The following is a 23802-nucleotide window of genomic DNA, read 5'->3' on the forward strand; positions in this document are numbered from 1 at the left end:
AATATGCAAATGAGGTTTGGCCGTGAAGGAACGTAGTACAGAGCTGGTCCAAGGATTCCGTCACTCAGTTCCCTATATCAACGCCCACCGTGGCAAGACGTTTGTCGTCATGCTTGGCGGAGAAGCCATCGAACATGAGAACTTTTCCAACATCGTCAACGATATCGGGCTGCTGCATAGCTTGGGCATTCGTTTGGTGGTGGTCTATGGCGCACGGCCGCAAATCGACGTTAATTTGGCGCAGCATAATTACGAACCGATTTATCACAAACATACGCGCGTTACCGACGCCCACACCCTTGAGCTGGTTAAACAAGCAGCAGGCCTGTTGCAACTGGATATCACCGCCAGGCTGTCAATGAGCCTCAACAACACGCCGCTGCAGGGTGCGCATATCAACGTGGTTAGCGGTAACTTTATCATTGCCCAACCGCTGGGTATCGATGACGGTGTGGATTACTGCCACAGCGGCCGTATCCGTCGTATTGATGAAGAAGCCATTCATCGTCAGCTCGACAGCAACGCCATTGTGCTGATCGGCCCGGTCGCCGTTTCGGTTACCGGCGAAAGCTTTAACCTGACGTCAGAGGAAGTGGCGACCCAGTTGGCCATCAAGCTGAAAGCCGAGAAGATGATCGGCTTCTGCTCGTCTCAAGGGGTCACCGATCAGGAAGGCAATATCATTTCCGAACTGTTTCCCAACGATGCGCAGAAACGCATCGAAGAACTGGAAGAAAGCGGTGATTACCATTCCGGCACCGTGCGCTTCCTGCGCGGCGCGGTAAAGGCGTGTCGCAGCGGCGTACGCCGCAGCCACCTTATCAGCTATCAGGAAGACGGCGCTCTGGTGCAGGAATTGTTCTCACGCGATGGTATCGGCACCCAAATCGTCATGGAGAGCGCGGAACAGGTGCGTCGTGCCACGATTAACGACATCGGCGGCATCCTCGAACTGATCCGTCCGCTTGAACAGCAAGGCATTTTGGTTCGCCGCTCACGTGAGCAGTTGGAAATGGAGATCGACAAGTTCACCATTATTGAACGCGATAACCTGACCATCGCCTGCGCGGCGCTGTATCCGTTCCCGGAAGAGAAAATCGGCGAGATGGCCTGCGTGGCGGTGCACCCGGATTACCGCAGCTCATCACGCGGTGAAATGTTGCTGCAGCGGGTGGAGAGTCAGGCGCGTCAGATGGGCCTGCGTAAACTGTTCGTGCTGACCACCCGCAGCATCCACTGGTTCCAGGAGCGCGGTTTCACCCCGGCGGAAGTTGACGTGCTGCCAATGCAAAAACAGGCGCTGTACAACTACCAACGCCGTTCCAAAATTCTGCTGGCCGATCTGTAATCCGTGGCGGGCGCAGCATGCTGCGCCCCAAGCTCTCTCTTAACCCGTTATCTGTAACCGCTCTGCCAACCCACTGCGGCGTTGGGTCGGGGTGCGGATCGCCCGTAGTAAAACGGCTTCGGTGGCATACAGCGAAAGCTGCTTCCTCGCCCGGGTAATCGCGGTATACACCAGTTCGCGGGTCAGCACCGGCAAGAAATGATTGGGCAGTACCAGTACCGTATGATCGAACTCCGAGCCCTGCGATTTATGCACCGTCATCGCATAGGCGGTTTCATGCGCCGGTAAACGGCTCGGCTGCACCGACTTAATGCTACCGTCCGGCAGCTGGAAATGAACGCGCAGCTCGCCGCTCTCATCTCGCAAAGCAATACCGATATCACCGTTGAACAACCCCAGCGCGCTGTCATTACGCCCAATCATCACCGGACGCCCCGGATACCAGCGCCCCGCAGTTCCTGGCTTACGCTGGATCAAACCGGCGCGTTGCAGTCCCGTTTCAATCCGCTCATTCAACCCGGCAATACCGAATGGCCCCTCTCGTAGCGCGCATAGCACCTGGAATTGGCCAAACGCAGCCAGTATCGTCACCGCGTCAGCACCTGTCGCCACCTGCTGCAGATAATCACGATAGCCCGCCACGCACGCATCCAAAAGTGCCTGATAGTCTTGCGTTTCCGCCAACGGGTGCCCCGTAACGTCACTGAAATTGCCGCCCAGCACCCATGCTGCCTTCTTGCCATCCCCGGCATTTACCGCAAAGGCCAGTTGACCAATGCCCGAGTTGGCATCAAAGCGATAGCTCTTGCGCAGCAGGCACAGGCTGTCGCGCACGGCTGCCTCCGCCTCGGCACTTTGCCCCTGCAGCAGACAACCCGTCAGCCGCGAGAGCTGTTCTGCCCGTGCCACGCTATAACCTTGCTCGGCAAAGCGGCAGATATCGCCCAGCACCGCGCCAGCCTCAACCGAAGCCAGCTGATCGCGATCGCCCAGGAAAATCACCCGCGCCTGAGCAGGCAAAGCGGCAATCAGGCGCGCCATCATCGGCAGGTCAACCATCGAGGCTTCATCGACCACCAGTACATCCAGATGCAGCGGGTTGCCACGGTGATAACGCATACGCTGGCTATTGGGCTGAGCGCCTAGCAGACGGTGAAGAGTGGAGGCTTCGGTTGGGAACAGCGCACGTTGCTCCGGCGTTAGCGCCAGTTGCCTGCCGGCGCTGCCTAAGGATTCGGTCAAGCGCGCCGCCGCTTTACCGGTGGGTGCCGCCAACTGAATGCGCAAACGTCGGCCTTCGGCAAGCTGCACCAACGCGGCCAACAGCTTGGCCACGGTGGTCGTTTTACCGGTGCCCGGTCCGCCGGAAATGACGGCAATGCGCCGCGTGGCGGCCACCGCGGCGGCAATTTTCTGCCAGTCCGGTTCGTCGGTCGCTTCGCCAAATAATTGATCGAGAATGGTGCGTAGCTCGGCTTCTTCAACCGCCTGATGGAGGCTGTCACCGCTGATAAAATCGGCAACCTCACCTTCGTTCTGCCACATGCGCTGCAGATACAAACGCTGCTGTTGCAACACCATCGGCATCGCCGTGCTGCCATCGCCAACCGCCGCACTGGCGGACAGGCGCTGCTGCCAGTCGGTCAGATCGGGCTGCCCGGCCGCCAACCACACAGCCTGCGCCAGCTCTGGCTGACGTCCGTCAAAAAGATTCTCCGGCAACAACTGTTCCAGCATCAGGCAAACATGGCCGGCACCCGCCTCGGCGCTGAGGCAAGCGGCAGCCAATAAAATATCCGGCTGGTCCGCTGTGGCCACCACGCGGGCAAACTGTAAATCCAGCGGGCGCAGCACGCCGAGTGCCTGCGCCTGTTCCAGTAAAGCTATCATGGCTCATCCTCTGCCGTAATGGCCTCGCCGCTGAACAACCTGTCCATACCCTCGACTAACGCTTGCTCTGGCCGACAGGCGAAGATGCCGTTGCCTGGATGCTGCGCATCCACCCCGCGCAGGAACAAATAAATCACCCCGCCGAAGTGCCGTTGATAGTCGTAGTCCACCAGCCGATGGCGCAGATAACGGTGCAGCGCCAGGGTATATAACTGATACTGCAGATCGTAACGGTGTTCTGCCATCGCCTGCTCCATCGCCGGCCGGGTATAGGCACTGCTGTCCTCGCCCAACCAGTTGGACTTGTAATCCAGCAGGTAGTACTTCCCCTGCCAGCAGAACACCAGGTCAATAAACCCTTTCAACATTCCCTGCACCTGTTGGAAATCCAGTGCCGGGCAGCGAGCAGAAAGCGGATCGTAGTTTTTCACCAGGGCATCCAGCTCACGGGCCTGCAACAGCCTGTCGATCGGCAGATAAAACTGCAGTTCCGCCTGCTTTTGCTGCGGCGCCAATGCCGACAGCACGACACCGGCATCATTGAGCGGAGTGTTGAGCAACACCTGCATCCACGCCAGCAGTATCGGTTGCCAATGTTCGGCAAAGCCTTGTTGTTGCAGTTGCTCCAGCAGCCACTGTTCATCGAGCGGTTGGGTAAAATCGAGCGTTTCAAACAGGCTGTGCAAGAAAGTCCCTGGCGTAGCACCGCGTGGAAAAGTGTGCGGTGTGAGCGCTGGCTCACTGTCCTGAGCTTGCTCGCCTGCGGCATCAACATCCAGCCGCGGCAATAAATCCTGCATCAGGCCTGCGCCGTGCTGTTGCAAGCCGGTATAGCTGGTCACTCGCCAAAAATCCTGCACCTGACGTGAAAAACCTTTGGCGGCCAATTCGCTCAATTCCGGCGTTTGCGGTAACCAGGGCTGTTCATCCAGCGTGTCGACCAGCGACAGCGCAACGCCCTCCCTGACAAGCTGTTGCAGGCATTGCTGCAGATAGGCTGCATCGCCGGCCTGGCCTGCTTGCACCAGATAGCCCAGCGCGCTGCGGTGTAAATCGGTATCCCCCTGCTTCTTGCGGGTGCCTTGGATCAGCGGCGCAATACCGATGCTGCAGTGATACACCGAACGGGTCAACGCCACGTACAACAGGCGTAAATCCTCCGCCAGTCGCTCCTCCTCCGCCCATTCGATACTTTCTTCATCGGCGTTGAGGTCGAGCAAAGCCTGGAAGCTCTGGCGATCGTGATACAGCACCTGCTGCTGTTGGCGGAAATTACCGACGAACGGCAGCCACACCAGATCAAACTCCAGCCCTTTGGATTTATGGATGGTGATCACCTGCACCAGATGGCGATCGCTTTCCAGACGTAGCTGTTGGTTGTCAGACTGTCGATTGGGTTGGGCAATCTGCTGTGCCAGCCAACGTACCAGCGCATGCTCGCTGTCGAGCTGGGCTGAGGCTTCCTGCAACAGTTCCCCCAAATGCATCACGTCGGTCAATCGACGCTCGCCACCCTGCGTGGCCAACAGGTTTTCTGCCAGATGGCGCTGCTTCATCACCTCGCGCAACATCGGCAATACTCCCCGACGCAGCCAGAGGGAGCGATAGCCGTCAAACTCGTCGACCAGCCTATCCCAGGCGCGCTCATCCTGATTCAAACTGTCCAGCACCAATGCGTCCAATCCCATCAGCCCGGTCGCCATAGCGCTGCGCAAGGTTCGCTCCTGCTCCGGTGCCAGCACGGCCTGCAGCAACCACAGCAAATCCTTGGCCTCTGGCGTATCAAACACGCTGTCGCGGTTGGACAAATAAACCGAAGGAATGGCCAGCGCACTGAGTGCATCGCGAACTAACGCCGCCTCGTTACGGCTACGCACCAGCACGGTAATGTCTGAAGCCTGCACCGCCCGGCGTTTATCGCCATCCACCAGCCAAGCCTGCTGCTGTTGCCCGGCGCTGAGCCAGTCACGGATTTGTGTGGCACACAGGCGCGCCATCAATTGTTGGTACTCACTAACGCCAACACCTTCTCCCTGCTGCAGCCAGAATTGCATTGCCGGTTGCGGTTGGTTTTGCAGTTCAAAAGCCAAGCCCCGGTTTTTTGCGGCGGCGGCCACGTCAATAAAGGGAATTTGGCTGAACAGGAAGGGGTTTTCCACCTGAGCAAACAGATGGTTAACGCTGCCGACCATTGCCGGTGACGAGCGCCAGTTGGTCTCAAGCGTATAGTGGGCGCTTACCTCTGAGCGGGCTCGCATATAGGTAAAGATGTCGGCACCGCGGAAGGCATAAATCGCCTGTTTCGGGTCGCCTATCAGCAGCAGGCCGCATTCGGGGCGGCCAACGTAAAGCTTTTGGAAGATACGGTATTGCTGCGGATCGGTATCCTGGAATTCATCGATCATCGCCACCGGATAACGCTGACGGATCGCCTGCGCTAACCGATCGCCGCCTTCACTGTGCAGTGCGCTATCCAAACGGCTGAGCAAATCGTCAAAGCCCAACTCGGCTCGTTGACGCTTTTCTTGCTGAATAGAAAGGCGAATCTCGCTCAATGCCCGCGCCATGATCAAATCTCGCAGCGTCAGCGGTTCATCAAAAAGTTCGTCGATAGCCACAAACAGCGGATGACGTGGCGGCTCGCCTTTTTTGGTTTTATCCAACAGCACCGACTGGCGGAATTTCTCCAGCTCTTTCGGTAGCTGATAGTCCTGCGTTTCCAGCACCGTCCATTCGCCCACCTTATGCAGCCAGTTGGGCAGATGTTTGGTGCTGTAGCTGCGCTTGTCTACGCCGGACTGGCTGATTAAGGCTTCCAGATCGCCTGCTGCCGCCCCCCACTGCGCTTTAATGGCGTCAATGCGCGCCACGATTTGCTCATGGCGCATCAGCACCGTTTCGTCATCTTTCGGCGGTCGTCGTAACAGCGGCGCTTCGCCATGCAAATAACCGGAGAGATCGGCCAGCAGGGCTTCCGGGCCGCTCCATTCCTGACTTACCGCCCGGGCCACGCCCAGCGGCAACGGGTAACAATGGCGACGCCAAAAATCCGCACAGGCCTGGCGACGCAGCGGCAACTCATCCTGCACCAGAGTTTGCTCAAACAGAATGCCGGACTCGAAGGCGTTGTGGGTCAGCATACGCTGACAGAAACCGTGGATGGTGTATATTGCCGCTTCGTCCATCTGCCGCTCGGCAGCCAACAGCTGCGCAGCGGCGTCGGGCAGATCTTTAATCTCCGCCATCAGCGAGGTAAATAACGGATCCTTGCTGCGGCCACGGACGCAGGCAATACGCAACCCATGGATATTGCTGCGAATACGCCCACGCAACTCCTCGGTGGCGGCCTCGGTAAAGGTCACCACCAGGATCTCCTCTACCGTCAGCGGCCGGGGAAACGCTGCCGCCTGGCCCAGGCCAAGCAGCAGGCGCAGATACAGCGCCCCGATGGTAAAGGTCTTGCCGGTCCCCGCCGAGGCTTCTATCAGCCGTTCGCCAAACAGCGGCAACGTTAGCGGATCAAGTCGCTGCGGGGTAGTCTCTGTCATGGTGTAGCGACCTTACGCGGCAGAGTTTGCTGCAGTGCGGACGCATTAGGATAAGTCACCCACTCCGGCTGCACTGCATAATCCGCCTTCTCCTGGCCACTGCCGCTCACCTGCGACAATACCGCCAGACCCTGCGGCTGGATCACCGCCTGATGGAAATAGTCCGCCAATTTGACCGGCGTCAGTTGCTTGATCTGTTCAATCAGCTTATGGCGGGTATCAAACGCAAAATTGCCGCGATCGAAGTCATTGGCAAAACGGCCAGCCTCTTCACTGAGGGTTTGTGGGCGCTGTTTCAACTCGTTGATCATCGCCTGCTTGTACTGTTCAAAGTCGGCCGGTTTCATCTCACGCAGGCGTTTTTCGGTTTTCGGGTAGAAATCCTGATAGCGCTGGTACAAATATGCCGGCTGCTTGCTGTTGCTTTGCAACAGGAAACCAATCCCCCACTGCCGCCCCACGGACATCGGGAAAGCAAATACCGCATAGCCCAATTGCTCCTGGGTACGCAACTGGCTGTAGAACCACGGCTGAATAATCTGGCCCAATAGCGAGCTGTAGGCCATGCCGGTCACTTCGTCATAGCCGGTCGGCACATAGACCGCTGCCAGCGCCGAGTCGGTGCTGCTGCCGGCACGCTGCAGGTTGGCCAGCTGCTTTTTAGCCACTTCAACGTCTTCGCCGTGCCACCATTCAATACCGGTGCACCCCAGACGGTGTTTCAACGTGGAGGCCAGCGTATCCACCTGTTGCTTGCTCATATTGCCCACCACCAGCAACTCCGGTGTTGCATCGGCCAGCAGACTGTCGCGGTAGGCCAGCACGTCTTTCAGCGTCAGGGTTTTCAACACCTCACGGCGCTCGCTGCGTTCGGAGTACGGCACGCGGGAAACCATCTGCACCGGCTGAATCGCCAGTTCGAAGGCTTTGCCCTTTTCGGCAGAATCGAGTTGCTCCAAATACCAGGATTTGGCCTGCGCCAGTTGGTCTTCCGTCGGCGTGAAGCTGGAGTACCCCTCAATCAACGACGTCAGCAACTGCGGCAGACGCTGAGTGAAGCCGTTGGCGTTGAATTGCAGACCGTTGTTCGGTGAAGTAGAGAAACTCAAGCCGCCAACCGAGGCCTGATAGCTCAGTTGATCCAGCGAAATTCCCGCCAGATAGTCGGTCAACGAGAACAGCACCTGATTGCGCGCCGAGTCCATGGTTTTTGCATTGCGGAACGCCACTGTAACGTCGGCTTTAGGCTCGTCGGCGAAGTAGCTGCTCGGCATATACAATACGCGCAGGCCCGGTTGGTCGACTACCATCTCCGGTTTTTTGAACTCGTGCGAAGGCGTGGTCAGGCTGAAATCATCAGGTATATACGGGTTCAAGGCCGGCAACGACAGGCTGATCCCCTTGCCCAGTTGCTGCCACTGCTCGAAGCGCTGCGGCGTGATCTTATCGACCTGATAAGGCGCATTAACGAAGTAAGCCGTTTTGTTGTGTGGTTCATTCGGGCTGACAAACCAGATGCGTGCGTTTTGCGGCGTCATAGCGTCCAGACGCTCGGCTATCGCTTTGGCGTCGTAACGGTCGGCCAGGTAAGGCGCATCCAGCGTATGTTCGACCGGCACGCGCAGCATGGTATCCACCAGCCATTCGATATAATCCATATCACGGGTGATCGAGGGATAACGGAAATCCAGGTTCAGTACGTGGGAGATCTCATCAAAATAGCTTTGCTTGATGCCTTCGCTGCGTAACATCTTCAGGTAATTGAAAATGGCGGCAACCACCTCGTCACGTTTGGCCAGGCCTTTATCGGTCAGCGAAACGCTGATAGAAAACACCCCGCCGTTGCGATCGACCATAGGATCGGCCCCGGCATTGATTGCATCCGCCAACCCTTGCTTCTGTAGCCAGTCCGACAGCGTGTTTTGGCTGCGGTTGCCAATCAGGTAAGCGATATAGGTATCAGTTTTACTGCGGAACTCAGCGCTGTTGTTGTCGATGCGGAACTCGACCTTCAACTGCTTGCGCGGCTGGGCCGGCACATAGTGAATAATGATCCCCTGTTGCTCAGGCGTGACGGCCGGGACGGTTATCGGCGGTACGCTGGCATCATGGTTAGGTACGCGGCCAAAGGTTTTGGCCGCCAGTTCAGCCAATGCCGGCAAGGGTTGATTGCTATACAACACCCCCATCATCAGATTGGCGGAATAATAGCGTTGATAGAATGCGGTCAGCTCGTCGTGCAGCTTGCTGCCGGGCTTGTCTTTCAGGGTATCGAGGTTACCGCCGGAAAAACGCGCACTCGGGTGAGCCGGGTTTAGCGTTTCCGCCCCGACCTGCGCCATGCGCATACCGTCACGCGAACGTGCCATCGTCAGCTCGGCATTCACTGCATTACGTTCGCGATCGGCATTGCCTGGATCCAATATCGGCTCGGCAATGGCATCCGCCATGCGGTCTACCGCCGGGGCCAGCGCATCGTTTTCCACTTCCAGATAGAATGCGGTGCGGTAAGAGGCGGTGCTGGCGTTATGGCTGCCACCGTGTTTCTTTAGAAACTCGGACAGGTTTTCCGGCTGCGGATAGCGCTTGGATCCCATCAGCACCATGTGCTCCAGGTAGTGCGCCAGCCCAAGCTGGCTGTTCGGATCCTCCAGCGAGCCCACCGGCAGCGCCAGCGCCGCCAGCGATTTTGGTGCCTGAGCATCGGACACCAGCAGCACGGTCATGCCGTTCGTCAGTTTGATCGCCTGATACTGACGCGGATCGTGATCGCTTTTGTTGATCTTCTCCGCCAGCGGTTGCCATCCCTGTGCGGCCCAGCTCAACGGTGCCCAAAACATAACCAATAATACTAACCCGGTGATGCGGGCCAACTGTCTGCGCATATCCAAAATAAACCCCTATTCTGACGCCGTCGCGCCAAATCCCTGACGTTGACGGCGTACATCAAAACAACACAACACAATAATATCTATATGCTTGTACGTTATGTAAGACCGGAGCTGACCCCGATAGTTGAATATAACCCTAATTATTTTTACCACCTCCCGGCAATCAGTACCACCGGGGGATTGTTACCCAAGGTTATGTCGCGCAACCGGCAGCAGGTAACGTTCTGTTTCGGCCAGAATTTGCGCTAAAGAAGGATTATCCAACTGCCGGAATACCCGCTGCACATAAGGGTCTTCGCCTTCCCCCGGAATGCGCTGATCGCCCTGCCAGGTCTGCAGCAGCTTGGCTCTAGCCTTGATTTGCACCTCTTCATCCCAGTCAATCTGCTGCGTTTCCGGCTGGTAACATTGGCTTAGCCAAGCCCAGCCGCTTTTGTTCAGCAACAGCAACGGCTGACACAGACCGCGCTGATAACCGGCCACCAATTCGGCCAGTTGCTCATGGGCATCCTCTGCGCTCAGGGCGGCAAAACGCCAGGCTGCCCCTTTGCGACCGTAAATACGGCTTTCCCCTGTGCCACCGGCGCAGCAGTACACCAGATGCTCCAGCCACAGCAATATCCCATCGACGGCCGACAGGGTGGATGGCCGCCAACGTAACAGCCCGTCTTCCTGAACCTGATGCAACCAGCCGCTAATGCGCACGCCGGCAATGTCGATATCCAGTTCAAGACTGTGCCCTTCGCTGCGCTCTGCCCGCACCTGCTCAGCCAGTTCAGCCATCTCTTCCTGCTGCTTCTGCCAATAAATTTCACCGAATGGGCCAAAGGGTAATCCGCCGGCGGCACGAACTCGCTGAAATAGGCGAGTGGCGTCCTCACCGTCAATCAGGGTATTCAACAGTTGGCTGTTGAACTGATAACGGCTGAGATTATCCAGGGTAAAGGGCTCTTCATCCGGCAGTTCGGTTTCTTCCAAAATGAAGCTGACCCCCAGACGGAGTTGGAAGAAGGCGCGGATAGGGTGGCGATAGAATCGCAGCAAGTCATCCAGCAAAATCTGGGTTTGTGCTTCCGGCAGCAGAGGTTGATTAAACGCCGGATGTGCAGCTCCTTTTCCGTCGGCGGCCGGCAGCCATTCCGCGGCGTAGCTCTGATCTTCGGTACCGGGCTGGAAATTCTCGGCGGCAAACGGCATACGCGAGTGCCAGTTGAGCAAGTGATCACCCACGCGTTTTGCACTGCCATCGGCGTCCAACGCTTCATCCCCCGGCAGGCAGTAGCTCTGTTCAAGGTATTCCAGCAGCTCGGTCACCAACACCGAAGGGTAACGTTCGCTGTTATCCTGAATGGAACGGCCAATAAAGCTGATATACAGCCGTTGCTGCGCCGACAGTATCGCCTCCAGGAATAGATAACGGTCATCATCACGACGGCTACGATCGCCACGCTTGACCTGCTGTGCCATCAGATCAAAGCCTAACGGCGGCAGCGTCCGTGGGTAAACGCCGTCGTTCATGCCCAGCAGGCACACCACTTTAAACGGGATGGAACGCATCGGCATCAGGGTGCAGAAATTGATTTGCCCGGCCAGGAAACGCTGGCTGATCCGCTCCTGATCGAGGCGTGACGCCAGTTCATCACGCAGGATGGACAGTGGCACCTCATCGGGATAACGGGCCGCCAACCCGAACTCGAACAGCTTGTTCCACTGCTGCTCAATCAGCGCCAGCACCACTTCGGTTTCACCGTCCTGCTCAAAGAAGGTCTCCAGCAGTTGGCGGCACAGCGGTTGCCATTCCGGCAGCGTACGCAGTTGCCCCAGTCGTTGCCGCCAGCGGCTCAACGCCGCCAGCAGCTCAGCTAGCTGCCCAGCCAGCTCGGCGACCAATCCGCTCGATTCGTCGTAGGGCAAGACCCCCTGCCAGTCACCGGCATTGCTGTCCATGGCGTAACCCAACAGCATACGCGTAATGCCAAATTGCCAGGTGTGCTGTCCGGTGGCGGGCAAATCCAGTTCGCGCACGTTGTCGTCATCCAGGCCCCAGCGTACGCCGGATTCACCCACCCAATGGCGCAACAGACGCAGGCCCTCTTCCCGGATGGAGAATCGCGCCGCCAGTGCGGGAACCTCCAGCAGTGCCAGCACCTGCTCTGAGGTAAAGCGGCTCTGCGGCAGATCCAACAGCGAGATAAAAGCCTGCAGCGCCGGATGAGCCTGGCTGGCTTTGCGGTCAGAAATGGCAAACGGCAGGTAGCGTTCCGGGGAGGCATTGCCGAATACCGCCTGGATATAAGGCGTGTAATTGTCGATGTCCGCCACCATCACAATAATGTCGCGCGGCGTCAGCTCAGGGTCATCCGCCAACATGCTCAATAACTGATCGTGCAGCACCTCAACTTCACGCTGCGGGCTGTGGCAAGCGTGCAGGCTGATGGAGCGATCGGCAGGATCCAGTCGTCGTTTGGTGGCGCTGCTTTCCAGCGTTTCCGGCGTGGTGCCGATAACCGCACTGTTCTTCAGCTCCAGCATATCGTACTGAATGCCATGCAGCAGATTGTCCGCAGGGATATCGACAAATGCGAAAACTTCCTGCGCAGATTCGATCTGCGAAAGCAAAAAGTGGTGGTCGCGTCCCAACTTGCCCCATGAGGCCAACAGCGGGTTCGGCAGGTCTTGCTCACCGGCTTCATTAAACAGTGCGGCGGCATTTTCAGGATCTTTGAATAACGCATATTCGGTTTGATCCTGATAATGGCGTCGTTTGCGGCTCTGCAATTTCGCCAGAAATGATTGACTCTGAATATCTCCCCAGTAGTAGCGGCAAGGGTTAGTGAACATCAGGTGAACGTCAATGTGCCTGCCCAGCGCCTGGAGGGCCTCCAGATAGACCGGCGGCAATGCCGAAATGCCGCAGATAAAGACCCGTGGCGGCAATCCCGCAGGGGGCTGCTGTGCCTTTTCCAGCTCGTTGATAAAACGGCGATACAGGTTGGCGCGATGCCATTCCGGCTGCCCCAATTCCGCTGTGTACTCTACCAGGCGCGCCCACAGCGGAGCCTGCCATTGCTGCGCTTCCGCCAGTCCGTCAACGCGTTCGCCCTTCTGCCAGCTTTCCAGCCATTGCGGGCGATACACCAGGTATTGGTCAAACAGGTCAGCCACCCGACCGGCCAGTTGATGAATTTTACGTTTGTCGCCGTCGTCGGTGAGGTAATGGTGCAGTGGCGCAAATTCAGGCTGGGTGAGTAAATCGGGCAGCAGCCACATCAGCTTCCAGGTCATGGCATCTTTGCTGAAGGCGCTCTCTTTCGGGATACCCGGTAACACCCGGGTAAACATGTCCCAGATGAAGGTAGCCGGCAGGGGGAAAGCGATGTTGGCGGCAATGCCGAACTGCTCCGCCAGTTGCATCTGCAGCCACTGCGCCATACCGGGGCTCTGCACCAACACCACTTCCTGTTGGAAAGGATCGGCCAAGGGCTCTCTGGCTATCAAAATGCTGGTCAGCGTTTTTAACACGTCCAACTGATTGGAGTGATAAACCTTAAACATTGGGCGCTCCCTTAAAACAAAATATGTGCCAGCTCACTGGCGCATGCAGTACCAACGACTGAGTTCCGCCCACTGCTGTTGGGGCGTTTGTATTCTTACCACTAACCGCTGACAGGCAGGCTGTGGGCTGCTCAAGCTGGTCTCACGCCGCCAGCCGGGTGCCAGTGGCGGCAGCCCGGCATCCATGCGACCGGTAGCGGCGAACACTTCCAGATGCTGGTGCGCCAACGACCACGCCTGTCGATACTGCCACTGACGCTGGAACGACTGCAACAGCACCTGATGATACTGTAACAACCCCAGTAGCGACACCGAGAACAGCAACGCGGCAATCAAGACCTCCGGCAAGCTGAAACCCCGCTGGCGCCATAGGGTTGCGTCAGATGCATCAGTTGGGTTAATCCTCACAGTCCGCCTGCTTTTTTTCAGGGCAAAAATCCAGCCACCCGCCGGTTTCTGCTCTGAGCGCAATCTCTCCGGTTGCGCCCTCAGGTTTGCTCCGTTGATATAACCGCAAAGGCTCTGTGCCATTCATCGGTGCTTCACCACGCACCAGGACAATACCCGCCTGGGAGGATAATTTTGCGCAGGCACGTAGCTCAGTTGTTTGCCGGCACCACCAGCCACTCTCATTCAGTTGCCCGTGTGACCAAGACTGCGCCACACCCCAACTGAGCGCGGAAGCGGCCTGATTGTATGCCAGTAAATAGCGTTTCTCGTCGGTCGCCAGCAGTAAAGCGCTGTCCAGTTGGCGACGCTGGGCATTCAGCAGCATCAGCCCCATCACCAACAGCATCATCACGGCCGCCAGGGTACTGCCGCCTCGTTCGGCGTTAATGTTCATGGCAGAGAAGTCATATTGACCGCCCAAACCAGGCTACGCCGTATATTGCTATCCGCTTTCGCACGGCCGCTCAGCGCCAGCGTAGCCCAGGTTTTTCCGTTTTCACCCAGGTTGGTCTTTACGCTGAAGGCTTCGATACGCACTTCGTCGTTATCGATCAGACGTTCCCAGCCACCGCCCCGACAATGATTAATACCCCGCTGCCCTTCCAACATCCCCTGGCGCAGGCGATAACCGAAATAGTCGGCATCAGCGCCGAAAGCCTCCCAATGGCCGTTACGACTGATGTCATAGGTGATAATCACGCAACTGCCCGCCGCTTCTCCGGGAAGGTGGCTAAGCAGTATTGGTTGCCCACGGCACTGACCGGCGCAAAACCCCGCACGGCGTAGATCTTTCTCAATGCCGAAGGCCAATTGCCGCAGTACCGACTCCAGCCGGTAGTGCCTGCCGACATCGACGCTGTGTTGACGTAAAACCGGATAGGTTTTGGCGGCAGCAAGCGCAATCAGGCTGCCGAACGTCAGCGCCAACATCACCTCCGGCAGCGTAAAACCCCGCTCTAAGGCTGACATAGCGCAATCCCCCTGATGCTCACCCCTTCGCTGCACAGTCGCAGTCGCCCCTTGGCAGATAGCACCAACCTCAGGCTGCCTGCACCGTTGCTGAGCACAATATGCCCCGCCTGCGCATTATTGCGCAGGCCATAAAACCCCATCTCTTTTTGGGTATGGCCTGTCAGCCGCACATCAGGGTAATGCGGCTTGAAGATGTCATCGTCGAGTGCAGCGCAATTCGCAGGCGTTTGACCTTCACCGATGCACCAGGTCGTTCCGGGTTTAATCCCCAGCAGCGCCGTGCGGTTGTGCCAGTTGGCATCAGCCTGCAACCGGTTGAGGAAAGCCAGCAGTTGTTGTGCAGTGTGTTCCAACCGCAAAGCCTGCTGATAATGACGCCAGTGGCTGACACCCCAGCCCGTCAGCAGACCCGCCAGGGTAATCACCACCAGCAGTTCTATCAGCGTCATGCCGCGCTGGCCATCGGGGTTAAACTTCATCTCGTCGTTCATGGCGGCCAGTGTAATCAGGCGCGCAACAGGGTAAAGGGGGGCTTTTCGGCCTTGAAGCGCACCGCGCAGGCTTTCTATGCAACTGGTGAACAAGCACAACAAAATGCGATGCAGTGCGCAGAGAGGGGCGGCAGAAAAAAATAAGGGCGCAACCTGTGCGCCCTCGGGGATAACTTATGCGGAGAAATCAGATAGCAACCGGTGCTTTGATTGGGGGATGCGGATCGTACCCTTCGATTTCAAAATCTTCGAAACGGTAATCGAACAGCGATGCCGGTTTGCGTTTGATCAAAAGCGTTGGCAAGGCACGCGGTTCACGGGTCAGCTGCAGCTGGGTTTGTTCCATATGGTTGCTGTACAGGTGGGTATCGCCGCCGGTCCAGACAAAATCACCCACTTCCAGATCGCATTGCTGCGCCATCATATGCACTAACAGCGCGTAGCTGGCAATGTTGAACGGCAGGCCGAGGAACACATCGCACGAGCGCTGGTACAGCTGGCAGGATAATTTGCCGTCCGCCACGTAGAACTGGAAGAACGCATGGCATGGCGCCAGCGCCATCTGGTCCAATTCACCCACGTTCCAGGCCGAGACTATGATGCGGCGTGAATCCGGATCCTGTTTCAGCTGGTTCAGCACCGTGGTCAACTGGTCGATCTGACGGCCGTCAGCGGCTCCCCAGGCACGCCACTGTTTACCGTACACCGGGCCAAGGTCGCCGTTCTCGTCGGCCCACTCGTCCCAGATGCTGACCTTGTTTTCCTTCAGGTAAGCCACGTTGGTGTCGCCGTTCAGGAACCACAACAGTTCATGGATGATCGAACGCAGGTGACATTTTTTGGTGGTCACCAACGGGAAGCCTTCCTGCAAATTGAAACGCATCTGGTGGCCGAAAATCGACAGCGTGCCAGTGCCGGTACGGTCGGCTTTAGGGGTGCCCTCGGCGAGCACTTTGTTCATCAAATCCAGATACTGTTTCATTTGTTCCTCACGACAGTTGTTGCTGCGGGCGACGACGATACGCCCAAATCATCATAATAATACCGGCCACCACCATAGGAACGGACAGGATCTGCCCCATGCTGATTACGCCGTCGAACAGGCCGAGCTGTGCATCCGGCTGACGGAAAGCTTCGACGATAATGCGGAATACGCCATAACCAATCAGGAACAGGCCGGAAACGGCGCCCATCGGCCGCGGTTTGCGAATAAACAGGTTCAGAATGATAAACAGCACCACGCCTTCCAGCAGCAGTTCATACAGCTGGGACGGGTGGCGCGGCAGCACGCCGTATTGATTCAGGATCGGCAGCAGTTGCGGATCGGCGGCGGCAAGCGCTACGTCTTCCGCGCGTGAACTTGGGAACAGCATCGCCCATGGGGTATCGGTGGTAACACGGCCCCAGAGTTCGCCATTGATAAAGTTGCCCAAGCGACCGGCACCCAGGCCGAAGGGGATCAGCGGGGCAATAAAATCAGAAACCTGGAAGAAGGTGCGTTTGGTACGACGAGCGAACCAGAACATCACCAGAATAACCCCCATCAGGCCGCCGTGGAACGACATACCGCCATCCCAGACTTTGAACAGATAGAGCGGGTTATCCAGGAACAGCGGCAGGTTGTAGAACAACACATAGCCAACGCGGCCACCGACGAACACACCGAGGAAACCGGCATACAGCAGGTTCTCTACTTCATCCTTGGTCCAGCCGCTGCCCGGTTTGTTGGCACGGCGCACCGCCAGCCACATGGCAAAAACGAAGCCAACCAGGTACATCAGACCGTACCAATGCAGAGAGACCGGACCGATAGAGAAAATCACCGGATCAAATTTAGGAAACGCCAGATAGCTATTGGTCATCTATCACCACAACATGTCTATTATTCTTCCCCATCCGGGGGCGGCAGGTGCCAAACGCGGTGAAACGCAGCAGGAGCACTTTTTCCGTTGCTTTCAACACAGTGAGGAGGCGGATAATAGCATAAGCTTAAGCGTCTCCGGACTGGACTGCTGGGAAAAGTTCTGTAAAAAAATCAGTCAGCCTGCGGCGTTACTTGCCACCGCGGATTAACCCGCCCATGCCACGCCGCTCCATAAACGCCGCCACCTGATGGCGCACCTCAGTGGTCATTTGAGCACTGAGTACACGCTGCGCCAGCACTTCGGCGTCGGAGAGCTCAATATGCCGCAGCAGATATTTGATCCGCGCCACGCTACGTCCGTTCATGCTCAGGTTGCGGTAGCCCATGCCCACCAGCAGCAAGGCCCCCATGGGATCGCCAGCCAGTTCACCGCACAACCCTACCGGCAGCCCGACGGCCTGGGCCTGAACGACAATCATCTTGAGCACCTGCAGCATGGAAGGATGCAGGCTGTCGTACAGCGAAGCCACTCGGGTATTGTTGCGATCCACCGCCAACAGGTACTGGGTCAGGTCGTTGGTACCAACCGAAATAAACTCCACCCGCCCGGCCAGATGCGGGATCAGGAAGATCATCGACGGCACTTCAAGCATTACGCCAAGTTTGGGTTTGGGAATTTCATACCCCAGCACTTCTTCTACTTCCCGCCCAGCGCGGTCGATCAGGCGTCGGGCCTCGTCGATCTCTTCCAGACTGGTGATCATCGGCAGCAAAATGCCCAGATTGCCGGTACCGGCATTGGCACGCAGCATGGCGCGCACCTGGATCAGGAAGATTTCCGGCTGATCCAGGGTGATGCGGATACCGCGCCAACCCAGACAGGGGTTTTCTTCGCTGATAGGCATATAAGGCAGTTGCTTATCGGCGCCGATATCCAGCGTGCGCAGCGTCACCGGCTTGTTCGGATAGAGCTGCAACATACCCTGATATTGGGCGACCTGTTCCTCTTCGGAAGGGAAGCCACTCTGCAGCATAAATGGAATTTCGGTACGGTAGAGGCCGACGCCATCGACGCGCCCTCCCAGCAATTGCTCGTGTTCCGGGCTAAGACCGGCGTTGAGCATCACCTGCACTCGCTCGCCGCTTTTGAGCTGAGCCGGCTGTTCGACATCGTCTTCCGCCAATCGGCTTAATTCCAGCTCTTCGCTGATCAGCCGCTGGTATTCCTGCACCAGCACCGGCTCAGGATCAACCAGCAGCTCGCCGCGATAGCCATCGACAATCAGCAGGCGCTGGCTGAGCAATGCAGGCTGGATATCCGCCCCCATCACCGTCGGCACCCCCATCGCCCGCACCAAAATAGCCGCATGTGAGTTGGCGGCACCGTCGCGGACCACCACGCCGACCAGCCTGTCCTGTGGCATTTCTGCCAACAGGGTAGCGGTCAGTTCATCGGCCACCAGCACAAAACGCGCCGGCCACTGGGTTGCGCCCTGAGTGGTATCGTCGAGGTGGAATAAAAGGCGCTGACCGAGCGCGCGCAGATCGCTGGCGCGCTCGCGCATGTAGGTGTCTTGCAGGCTGGCGAACTGGGCGGCAAAGACTTCGATCACCTGTTTCACCGCCCATTCCGCTACGGAGCCGGCATCGATCTCGGCGAAGAGTTCACGCTTGAGGCGGGCGTCGTTCAGCAGGTGAGAGTAAAGATCGAAAATCGCCGCGCTCTCTTTTTGCGAGCTGGCGGCAAAGCGCTTGCTGAAACGGCGGAATTCCGCCCCGGCTTCTTCCAACGCCTGGGTCAGGCGTTCACGTTCGCTGGCGGTATCGAGCGTTGAGGCCTTGTAAACCTGATCGAGTGACGGCTGGCTGCTGTCCTGCCAACCTTCAGCCACCGCCACGCCTGGCGATGCCGCCAGCGCACGAATGCGCGTCTGGCGATACTGGCCAAAAAGAGCGTTAAGCTGCGATTGGGATAGGATACCGGCCATTTGCGTGGCCAGCGTCACCATAAAAGACTCTTCGCTTTCGTCGAACTGGCGCAGCTCACGCTGCTGAACCACCAATACGCCCAGCAGTTGGCGGCGATGAATGATCGGCACGCCGAGGAACGATCGGAACCGATCCTCCTTCACCTGGGGAATATATTTGAAGCTGGGGTGGCTCTGCGCGTCCGCCAGGTTAATCGGCTCCGCACGGCGCCCAACCAGGCCGACGATGCCTTCATCAAAGGCCAGTGCGATAGTGCGCCCACGCGGTTTTTTTAACCCGCGTGTCGCCATCAGGTAATAACAGCGGCGGTCATTGTCTGCCAGATAGATGGAACAGACTTCCGTATCCATTGCCAGACAGGTTTCATTGACCAAAAGATCCAGCGCATCTGTCAGGCTGGCCGCCGCGGCCACCTTCTCAACAATTTCTCGCAAGCGCGTGAGCATAGTCGGCTTAACTTAACCTCTCTTCCGGCGATAAGCGGGGGTCTGCCGCTGCGCTGCCTGCTCCTGCATCGGCATCACGGTGACGGCGAATTCTTTCATCACCCGGCGGTAAACGTCGCGTTTGAACGACACCACCTGGCGCACCGGATACCAAAAGCTCACCCAGCGCCAGCCGTCAAACTCCGGCGTGCTGCTGCGTTGCATATTGATATCAGCGTCATTGCACATTAACTGCAAAAGAAACCATTTCTGCTTTTGGCCGATACAAACCGGCTTTGTGTCCCAACGCACCAAACGTTTTGGCAATTTATAGCGCAACCAGTTGCGGGTTGAGGCCAGGATACGCACATCCTTTTTGCTCAGCCCCACTTCTTCGAACAGCTCACGGTACATTGCCTGTTCTGCGGTTTCACCGGGGTTGATCCCCCCTTGGGGAAACTGCCAGGAGTGTTGACCGTAACGGCGAGCCCACAGGACTTGCCCCTGACGATTACAGATTACGATACCAACATTCGGGCGGTAGCCATCATCATCGATCACCGGACTACCTCGATAAGCTTAAATTCGCATAGATACCCTGATTGTTTCACACAAGCTACAGGCGGTAAACCACTGCTTTGCGGCGGTGCAGACCGGATAACATTGGGATAACTCACAGATAATGGCAAAGTTATAAACATGTGAAGCCGTTTACACGCGGTTTTATTCACTTTTTCTGTGGATAGGTGTGTGAAGAACTCAAGGGATAAGCCGGTAAAACTCTGGTGAACTCAAAATCACCATAAAAACAAAAACAAAAATACATCATTAAAAACATAAAGTTATTTATTTATCAACAACCCTATACAGAGTAAAAATGTGATCTATATCCGTTTAGGATCTTACCCTGGCGAAAGATCCACCAACGTCGTTTTTATCCACAGATTATCCGTATGAGTTACGCACAAAACGGACAATTTCGCAAAAAAAACCCTGAGTCAAGGCTGTAAATCGAACCAGTGATCGGTAAAAATTTGGGTTATCCCATAAATCTGTGGATAAATAGGTGTAAGATCCTGTTTATTGTCGGTGGCTTCAGGTGCACAAGCATCGCCCTGAATTTTTCCTCCGTCATGTAGCGGGAAAAAAGTCATGGAAAATCATGCTACTATTATTCTTTTCCCCAGACCTTGCCCACCAAGGTTCGCTGTGTACAAATACAGTACGTTTTTCAACCAAATCTAGCAGGTTCGCATTATGGCGTTTTTATCTCCTCTGCCCCCTCCTCCAGAAAATGAACAGCAACTGTTTGAACGGGCGCAGCAGCTTGCCGGCTGTCAGTTGGGAGAACTGGCGACACGTGCGCAGTTGCCTATTCCCAAAGACCTGAAGCGGGATAAAGGATGGGTTGGCATGCTGCTGGAGCAGTATCTTGGCGCCATGGCCGGCAGCAAGCCGGAACAGGATTTTCCCGAGTTGGGCATCGAGCTGAAAACCATCCCGATAGACGCCGCCGGCAAGCCGCTGGAAACCACTTTCGTCTGCGTAGCGCCCTTGACCGGCAACAGCGGCGTCACCTGGGCCAGCAGCCACGTACGCCATAAGCTGGCGCGGGTGCTGTGGATCCCGGTGGAAGGCGAGCGGCAGATTCCGCTGGCACAGCGGCGCATAGGTTCACCACTGTTGTGGAGCCCGAACGAAGAAGAAGAAGAGATGCTGCGCCGCGACTGGGAAGAGCTGATGGATTTGATCGTGCTTGGTCACGTAGAACGGATCACCGCACGACACGGTGAAGTGCTGCAACTACGCCCCAAGGCGGCCAACGGTAAAGCCCTGACCGAAGCCATCGGCGAACAAGGTCAGCCGATCCTCACATTACCGCGCGGTTTCTATTTGAAAAAAAGTTTCACCGCCGCGCTGCTGGCAAGACATTTCTTAATCTGATCGCTTTTGTTTAGGCTGTGTTTAGCTAACAGTGTCGCCGTATCAATAAACGCGTATAATTCAGCCTTTGCTTTTTATTAAGGTGTGGCTAGGCAATGTTCGAATGGATTATGGATCCCAATGCCTGGTTAGCGTTAGGTACGCTGACCATTCTTGAGATCATTCTGGGTATTGATAACATTATTTTCCTTTCCCTGGTGGTGTCTAAACTGCCGAAAGCCCAGCAGAACAAGGCGCGTCGCATCGGGCTGGCCGGCGCAATGTTAATGCGTCTGGGGCTGTTGGCCTCTATCGCCTGGGTGATCCGTCTGACCCATCCGCTGTTTACCATCATGGATCACAGCGTTTCGGCTCGCGATCTGATCCTGCTGCTGGGCGGGCTGTTCCTGATTTGGAAAGCCAGTAAAGAGATCCATGAAACCATCGAAGGGTCGGACGAAGAGCACCACACTAAAGTGCACGGCTTCTTCGGTGCCATCGTGCAGATCATGCTGCTGGATATCATTTTCAGCCTGGATTCAGTGATCACCGCGGTAGGCCTGTCCGATCATCTGTTTATCATGATGGCAGCAGTAGTGATTGCCGTGGGCGTTATGATGTTTGCCGCCCGGCCGATTGGCGAGTTCGTTAACCGCCACCCTTCGGTGAAAATGCTGGCGCTGGCATTCTTGATCCTGGTGGGCTTCACCCTGATGCTGGAAAGCTTCCAGGTGCATGTACCTAAAGGCTACATCTACTTTGCGATGTTCTTCTCGATGTCGGTAGAAGCGCTCAACCTGATGCGCAGCAAGAAAAAACCCGCCTCTGAGTAATCCCCCAACGGGAGCGAGCGTAAGCCGCTCCCGTTAATATTTTTGTATCCCCCGCACAGTTTCAATGTCACTTTCTCTTACAGAGATAAGGACTTATCCGAAACACGATGCATCTATAGTTTGCTAATCTAGAAAGAAGCTTCTTTTTGCATACATAACTGAGGATCCGCAGGATGAAAAAGTGGGTAATGGCAGTGTCTGCGTTGGTGATGGCCGCCGGGTTGGCGGGATGCTCCAGCGATTACGTGATGGCGACCAAAGACGGCAATATGATCCTGACTCAGGGCAAGCCAGAGATTGACCAAGATACCGGCCTCATCAGCTATAAAGACGAAAAAGGCAACCATCGCCAGATCAACGGCGATCAGGTTTCACAGGTCATCGAACGCTAGTTTCCCGATCGGCTATCGCCCCCGCATTGCGCGATAGCCCTCCCCGCACTGAATCCACTTCCCCCATCTTCTCGGCTTGGTTATAGTCGGCAAAGGCGATATCACCGCCTTGCAGATTGTTTGGCTCCTGTTTTATCGGGTGTATAGCCCGTAAGCGCTAACACGAAAGGAAGGCCGTTAATGCAATACCACCGTATTCCCCACAGTTCTTTAGAAGTGAGCGTGCTGGGACTGGGCACCATGACCTTTGGCGAACAGAACAGTGAAGCCGATGCCCACGCGCAACTCGACTATGCATTAGCCGCTGGCATCAACCTGATCGATACCGCAGAGATGTACCCGGTACCGCCCCGCCCTGAAACCCAGGGGCTGACCGAACAGTACATCGGCAGTTGGATCAAGGCTCGCGGCAACCGTGAGAAACTGGTGCTGGCCAGCAAAATCGCCGGGCCGGTGCGCGGGACTGACAGCAGTATCCGTCCGCAGCAGGCGCTGGATCGCAAAAACATCCGTGCCGCGCTGGACGCCAGCCTGAAACGCCTCAACACCGATTATCTCGATCTCTACCAGTTGCATTGGCCGCAGCGCGCGACCAACTTCTTCGGTAAGCTCAACTACCAGTACACTGACGAAAAGGCTACCGTCACCCTGCTGGAAACGCTGGAAGCGCTGACCGAGCAGGTGCGCGCCGGTAAAATTCGTTATATCGGGGTGTCTAACGAAACGCCTTGGGGCGTGATGCGTTACCTGCAGTTGGCTGAAAAGCATGAGCTGCCGCGCATCGTCTCAATTCAGAACCCCTACAGCCTGTTGAACCGCAGTTTTGAGATTGCTCTGGCGGAGATCAGCCAGCACGAAGGCGTCGAACTGTTAGCCTATTCCAGCCTGGCGTTCGGCACCCTGAGCGGCAAGTATTTGAACGGCGCCAAACCGGCCGGTGCGCGAAATACGCTGTTTAGCCGCTTTAATCGTTATTCGGCCCCGCAAACGCAGTTGGCGATTGCCGAATACGTCGCATTAGCCAAAAAACACGGACTGGATCCTTCGCAGATGGCCCTGGCCTTTGTTCGCCAGCAACCCTTCGTTGCCAGTACCCTGCTGGGCGCCACCACGTTGGAACAGCTGAAAACCAACATCGACAGTTTCGACCTGGTGTTGAATGAAGACGTGCTTCAGGGGCTGGAAGAGATCCACACCCGCTTTACCATTCCTGCCCCCTAAATAATCAGGG

The 23802-nt window shown here is 56.7% G+C and carries 17 protein-coding genes; 5 read left to right on the top strand and 12 right to left on the bottom strand.

Annotation, left to right across the window (positions count from 1 at the left end; translation table 11 throughout):
- Positions 1 to 22: 22 nt before the first annotated feature.
- On the top strand, positions 23 to 1348 hold the full coding sequence (argA, locus tag M495_RS19495) for an amino-acid N-acetyltransferase (RefSeq protein WP_041414902.1): 1326 nt from the start codon (positions 23 to 25) through the stop codon (positions 1346 to 1348).
- 39 nt (positions 1349 to 1387) lie between these two features.
- On the opposite strand, the gene recD is transcribed toward argA, so the two are convergent.
- The 12 genes from recD to rppH all read right to left on the bottom strand — a co-directional run bounded on the left by recD (position 1388) and on the right by rppH (position 19984).
- Positions 1388 to 3238 carry an exodeoxyribonuclease V subunit alpha gene (gene recD, locus M495_RS19500; RefSeq protein WP_020828389.1) on the bottom strand — a complete coding sequence of 617 codons (1851 nt, stop codon included), beginning with the start codon at positions 3236 to 3238 and terminating at the stop codon, positions 1388 to 1390.
- Complete coding sequence (gene recB / locus M495_RS19505) at positions 3235 to 6786, bottom strand: exodeoxyribonuclease V subunit beta (protein ID WP_020828390.1); 3552 nt, start codon at positions 6784 to 6786, stop codon at positions 3235 to 3237. Before recB ends, recD begins: the two co-directional genes overlap by 4 nt.
- Complete coding sequence (gene ptrA / locus M495_RS19510; RefSeq protein WP_020828391.1) at positions 6783 to 9671, bottom strand: pitrilysin; 2889 nt, start codon at positions 9669 to 9671, stop codon at positions 6783 to 6785. Before ptrA ends, recB begins: the two co-directional genes overlap by 4 nt.
- A gap of 189 nt (positions 9672 to 9860) precedes the next feature.
- On the bottom strand, positions 9861 to 13232 hold the full coding sequence (recC, locus tag M495_RS19515) for an exodeoxyribonuclease V subunit gamma (RefSeq protein ID WP_020828392.1): 3372 nt from the start codon (positions 13230 to 13232) through the stop codon (positions 9861 to 9863).
- Positions 13233 to 13265: 33 nt separating this feature from the next.
- On the bottom strand, positions 13266 to 13640 hold the full coding sequence (locus M495_RS19520; protein WP_041414904.1) for a prepilin-type N-terminal cleavage/methylation domain-containing protein: 375 nt from the start codon (positions 13638 to 13640) through the stop codon (positions 13266 to 13268).
- A complete protein-coding gene (locus M495_RS19525; RefSeq protein WP_020828394.1) occupies positions 13630 to 14076 on the bottom strand; it encodes a YgdB family protein in 447 nt (148 codons plus the stop codon). The genes M495_RS19520 and M495_RS19525 overlap by 11 nt, the downstream gene beginning before the upstream one ends.
- Entirely contained in the window at positions 14073 to 14651 is a 579-nt protein-coding gene (locus tag M495_RS19530; RefSeq protein WP_020828395.1) for a prepilin peptidase-dependent protein, read from the bottom strand. Before M495_RS19530 ends, M495_RS19525 begins: the two co-directional genes overlap by 4 nt.
- Positions 14639 to 15145: a prepilin peptidase-dependent protein gene (locus tag M495_RS19535; RefSeq protein ID WP_041415653.1), complete on the bottom strand. Its 507-nt coding sequence runs from the start codon at positions 15143 to 15145 to the stop codon at positions 14639 to 14641. The genes M495_RS19530 and M495_RS19535 overlap by 13 nt, the downstream gene beginning before the upstream one ends.
- Positions 15146 to 15332: 187 nt before the next feature.
- Complete coding sequence (gene thyA, locus M495_RS19540) at positions 15333 to 16127, bottom strand: thymidylate synthase (protein WP_020828397.1); 795 nt, start codon at positions 16125 to 16127, stop codon at positions 15333 to 15335.
- Between the two features lie 7 nt (positions 16128 to 16134).
- On the bottom strand, positions 16135 to 17007 hold the full coding sequence (gene lgt / locus M495_RS19545) for a prolipoprotein diacylglyceryl transferase (RefSeq protein ID WP_020828398.1): 873 nt from the start codon (positions 17005 to 17007) through the stop codon (positions 16135 to 16137).
- Between the two features lie 190 nt (positions 17008 to 17197).
- On the bottom strand, positions 17198 to 19444 hold the full coding sequence (gene ptsP, locus M495_RS19550) for a phosphoenolpyruvate--protein phosphotransferase (RefSeq protein WP_020828399.1): 2247 nt from the start codon (positions 19442 to 19444) through the stop codon (positions 17198 to 17200).
- 12 nt (positions 19445 to 19456) lie between these two features.
- Positions 19457 to 19984, bottom strand: a complete 528-nt coding sequence (rppH, locus tag M495_RS19555) for an RNA pyrophosphohydrolase (protein ID WP_012146527.1) — start codon at positions 19982 to 19984, stop codon at positions 19457 to 19459.
- 696 nt (positions 19985 to 20680) lie between these two features.
- Here rppH and mutH point away from each other — a divergent pair.
- The 4 genes from mutH to M495_RS19575 all read left to right on the top strand — a co-directional run bounded on the left by mutH (position 20681) and on the right by M495_RS19575 (position 23792).
- Positions 20681 to 21367, top strand: coding sequence for a DNA mismatch repair endonuclease MutH (gene mutH, locus M495_RS19560; RefSeq protein ID WP_020828400.1), 687 nt, complete (start codon positions 20681 to 20683; stop codon positions 21365 to 21367).
- A 95-nt stretch (positions 21368 to 21462) separates the two neighbouring features.
- Positions 21463 to 22179, top strand: a complete 717-nt coding sequence (locus tag M495_RS19565) for a TerC family protein (RefSeq protein WP_020828401.1) — start codon at positions 21463 to 21465, stop codon at positions 22177 to 22179.
- Between the two features lie 173 nt (positions 22180 to 22352).
- On the top strand, positions 22353 to 22571 hold the full coding sequence (locus M495_RS19570; RefSeq protein WP_020828402.1) for a YgdI/YgdR family lipoprotein: 219 nt from the start codon (positions 22353 to 22355) through the stop codon (positions 22569 to 22571).
- Positions 22572 to 22751: 180 nt separating this feature from the next.
- Positions 22752 to 23792, top strand: coding sequence for an NADP(H)-dependent aldo-keto reductase (locus tag M495_RS19575; protein WP_020828403.1), 1041 nt, complete (start codon positions 22752 to 22754; stop codon positions 23790 to 23792).
- Positions 23793 to 23802 lie beyond the last annotated feature (10 nt).

The sequence above is a fragment of the Serratia liquefaciens ATCC 27592 genome (genome assembly GCF_000422085.1).
GTDB lineage: Bacteria > Pseudomonadota > Gammaproteobacteria > Enterobacterales > Enterobacteriaceae > Serratia > Serratia liquefaciens.

What these genes read in the sequence shown, in the direction of transcription:
- recD (WP_020828389.1), bottom strand. Translation starts at nt 3,238, where the DNA reads ATGATAGCTTTACTGGAACAGGCGCAGGCACTCGGCGTGCTGCGCCCG.
- recB (WP_020828390.1), bottom strand. Translation starts at nt 6,786, where the DNA reads ATGACAGAGACTACCCCGCAGCGACTTGATCCGCTAACGTTGCCGCTG.
- ptrA (WP_020828391.1), bottom strand. Translation starts at nt 9,671, where the DNA reads ATGCGCAGACAGTTGGCCCGCATCACCGGGTTAGTATTATTGGTTATG.
- recC (WP_020828392.1), bottom strand. Translation starts at nt 13,232, where the DNA reads ATGTTTAAGGTTTATCACTCCAATCAGTTGGACGTGTTAAAAACGCTG.
- M495_RS19525 (WP_020828394.1), bottom strand. Translation starts at nt 14,076, where the DNA reads ATGAACATTAACGCCGAACGAGGCGGCAGTACCCTGGCGGCCGTGATG.
- M495_RS19530 (WP_020828395.1), bottom strand. Translation starts at nt 14,651, where the DNA reads ATGTCAGCCTTAGAGCGGGGTTTTACGCTGCCGGAGGTGATGTTGGCG.
- M495_RS19535 (WP_041415653.1), bottom strand. Translation starts at nt 15,145, where the DNA reads ATGAACGACGAGATGAAGTTTAACCCCGATGGCCAGCGCGGCATGACG.
- thyA (WP_020828397.1), bottom strand. Translation starts at nt 16,127, where the DNA reads ATGAAACAGTATCTGGATTTGATGAACAAAGTGCTCGCCGAGGGCACC.
- lgt (WP_020828398.1), bottom strand. Translation starts at nt 17,007, where the DNA reads ATGACCAATAGCTATCTGGCGTTTCCTAAATTTGATCCGGTGATTTTC.
- ptsP (WP_020828399.1), bottom strand. Translation starts at nt 19,444, where the DNA reads ATGCTCACGCGCTTGCGAGAAATTGTTGAGAAGGTGGCCGCGGCGGCC.
- mutH (WP_020828400.1), top strand. Translation starts at nt 20,681, where the DNA reads ATGGCGTTTTTATCTCCTCTGCCCCCTCCTCCAGAAAATGAACAGCAA.
- M495_RS19565 (WP_020828401.1), top strand. Translation starts at nt 21,463, where the DNA reads ATGTTCGAATGGATTATGGATCCCAATGCCTGGTTAGCGTTAGGTACG.
- M495_RS19570 (WP_020828402.1), top strand. Translation starts at nt 22,353, where the DNA reads ATGAAAAAGTGGGTAATGGCAGTGTCTGCGTTGGTGATGGCCGCCGGG.
- M495_RS19575 (WP_020828403.1), top strand. Translation starts at nt 22,752, where the DNA reads ATGCAATACCACCGTATTCCCCACAGTTCTTTAGAAGTGAGCGTGCTG.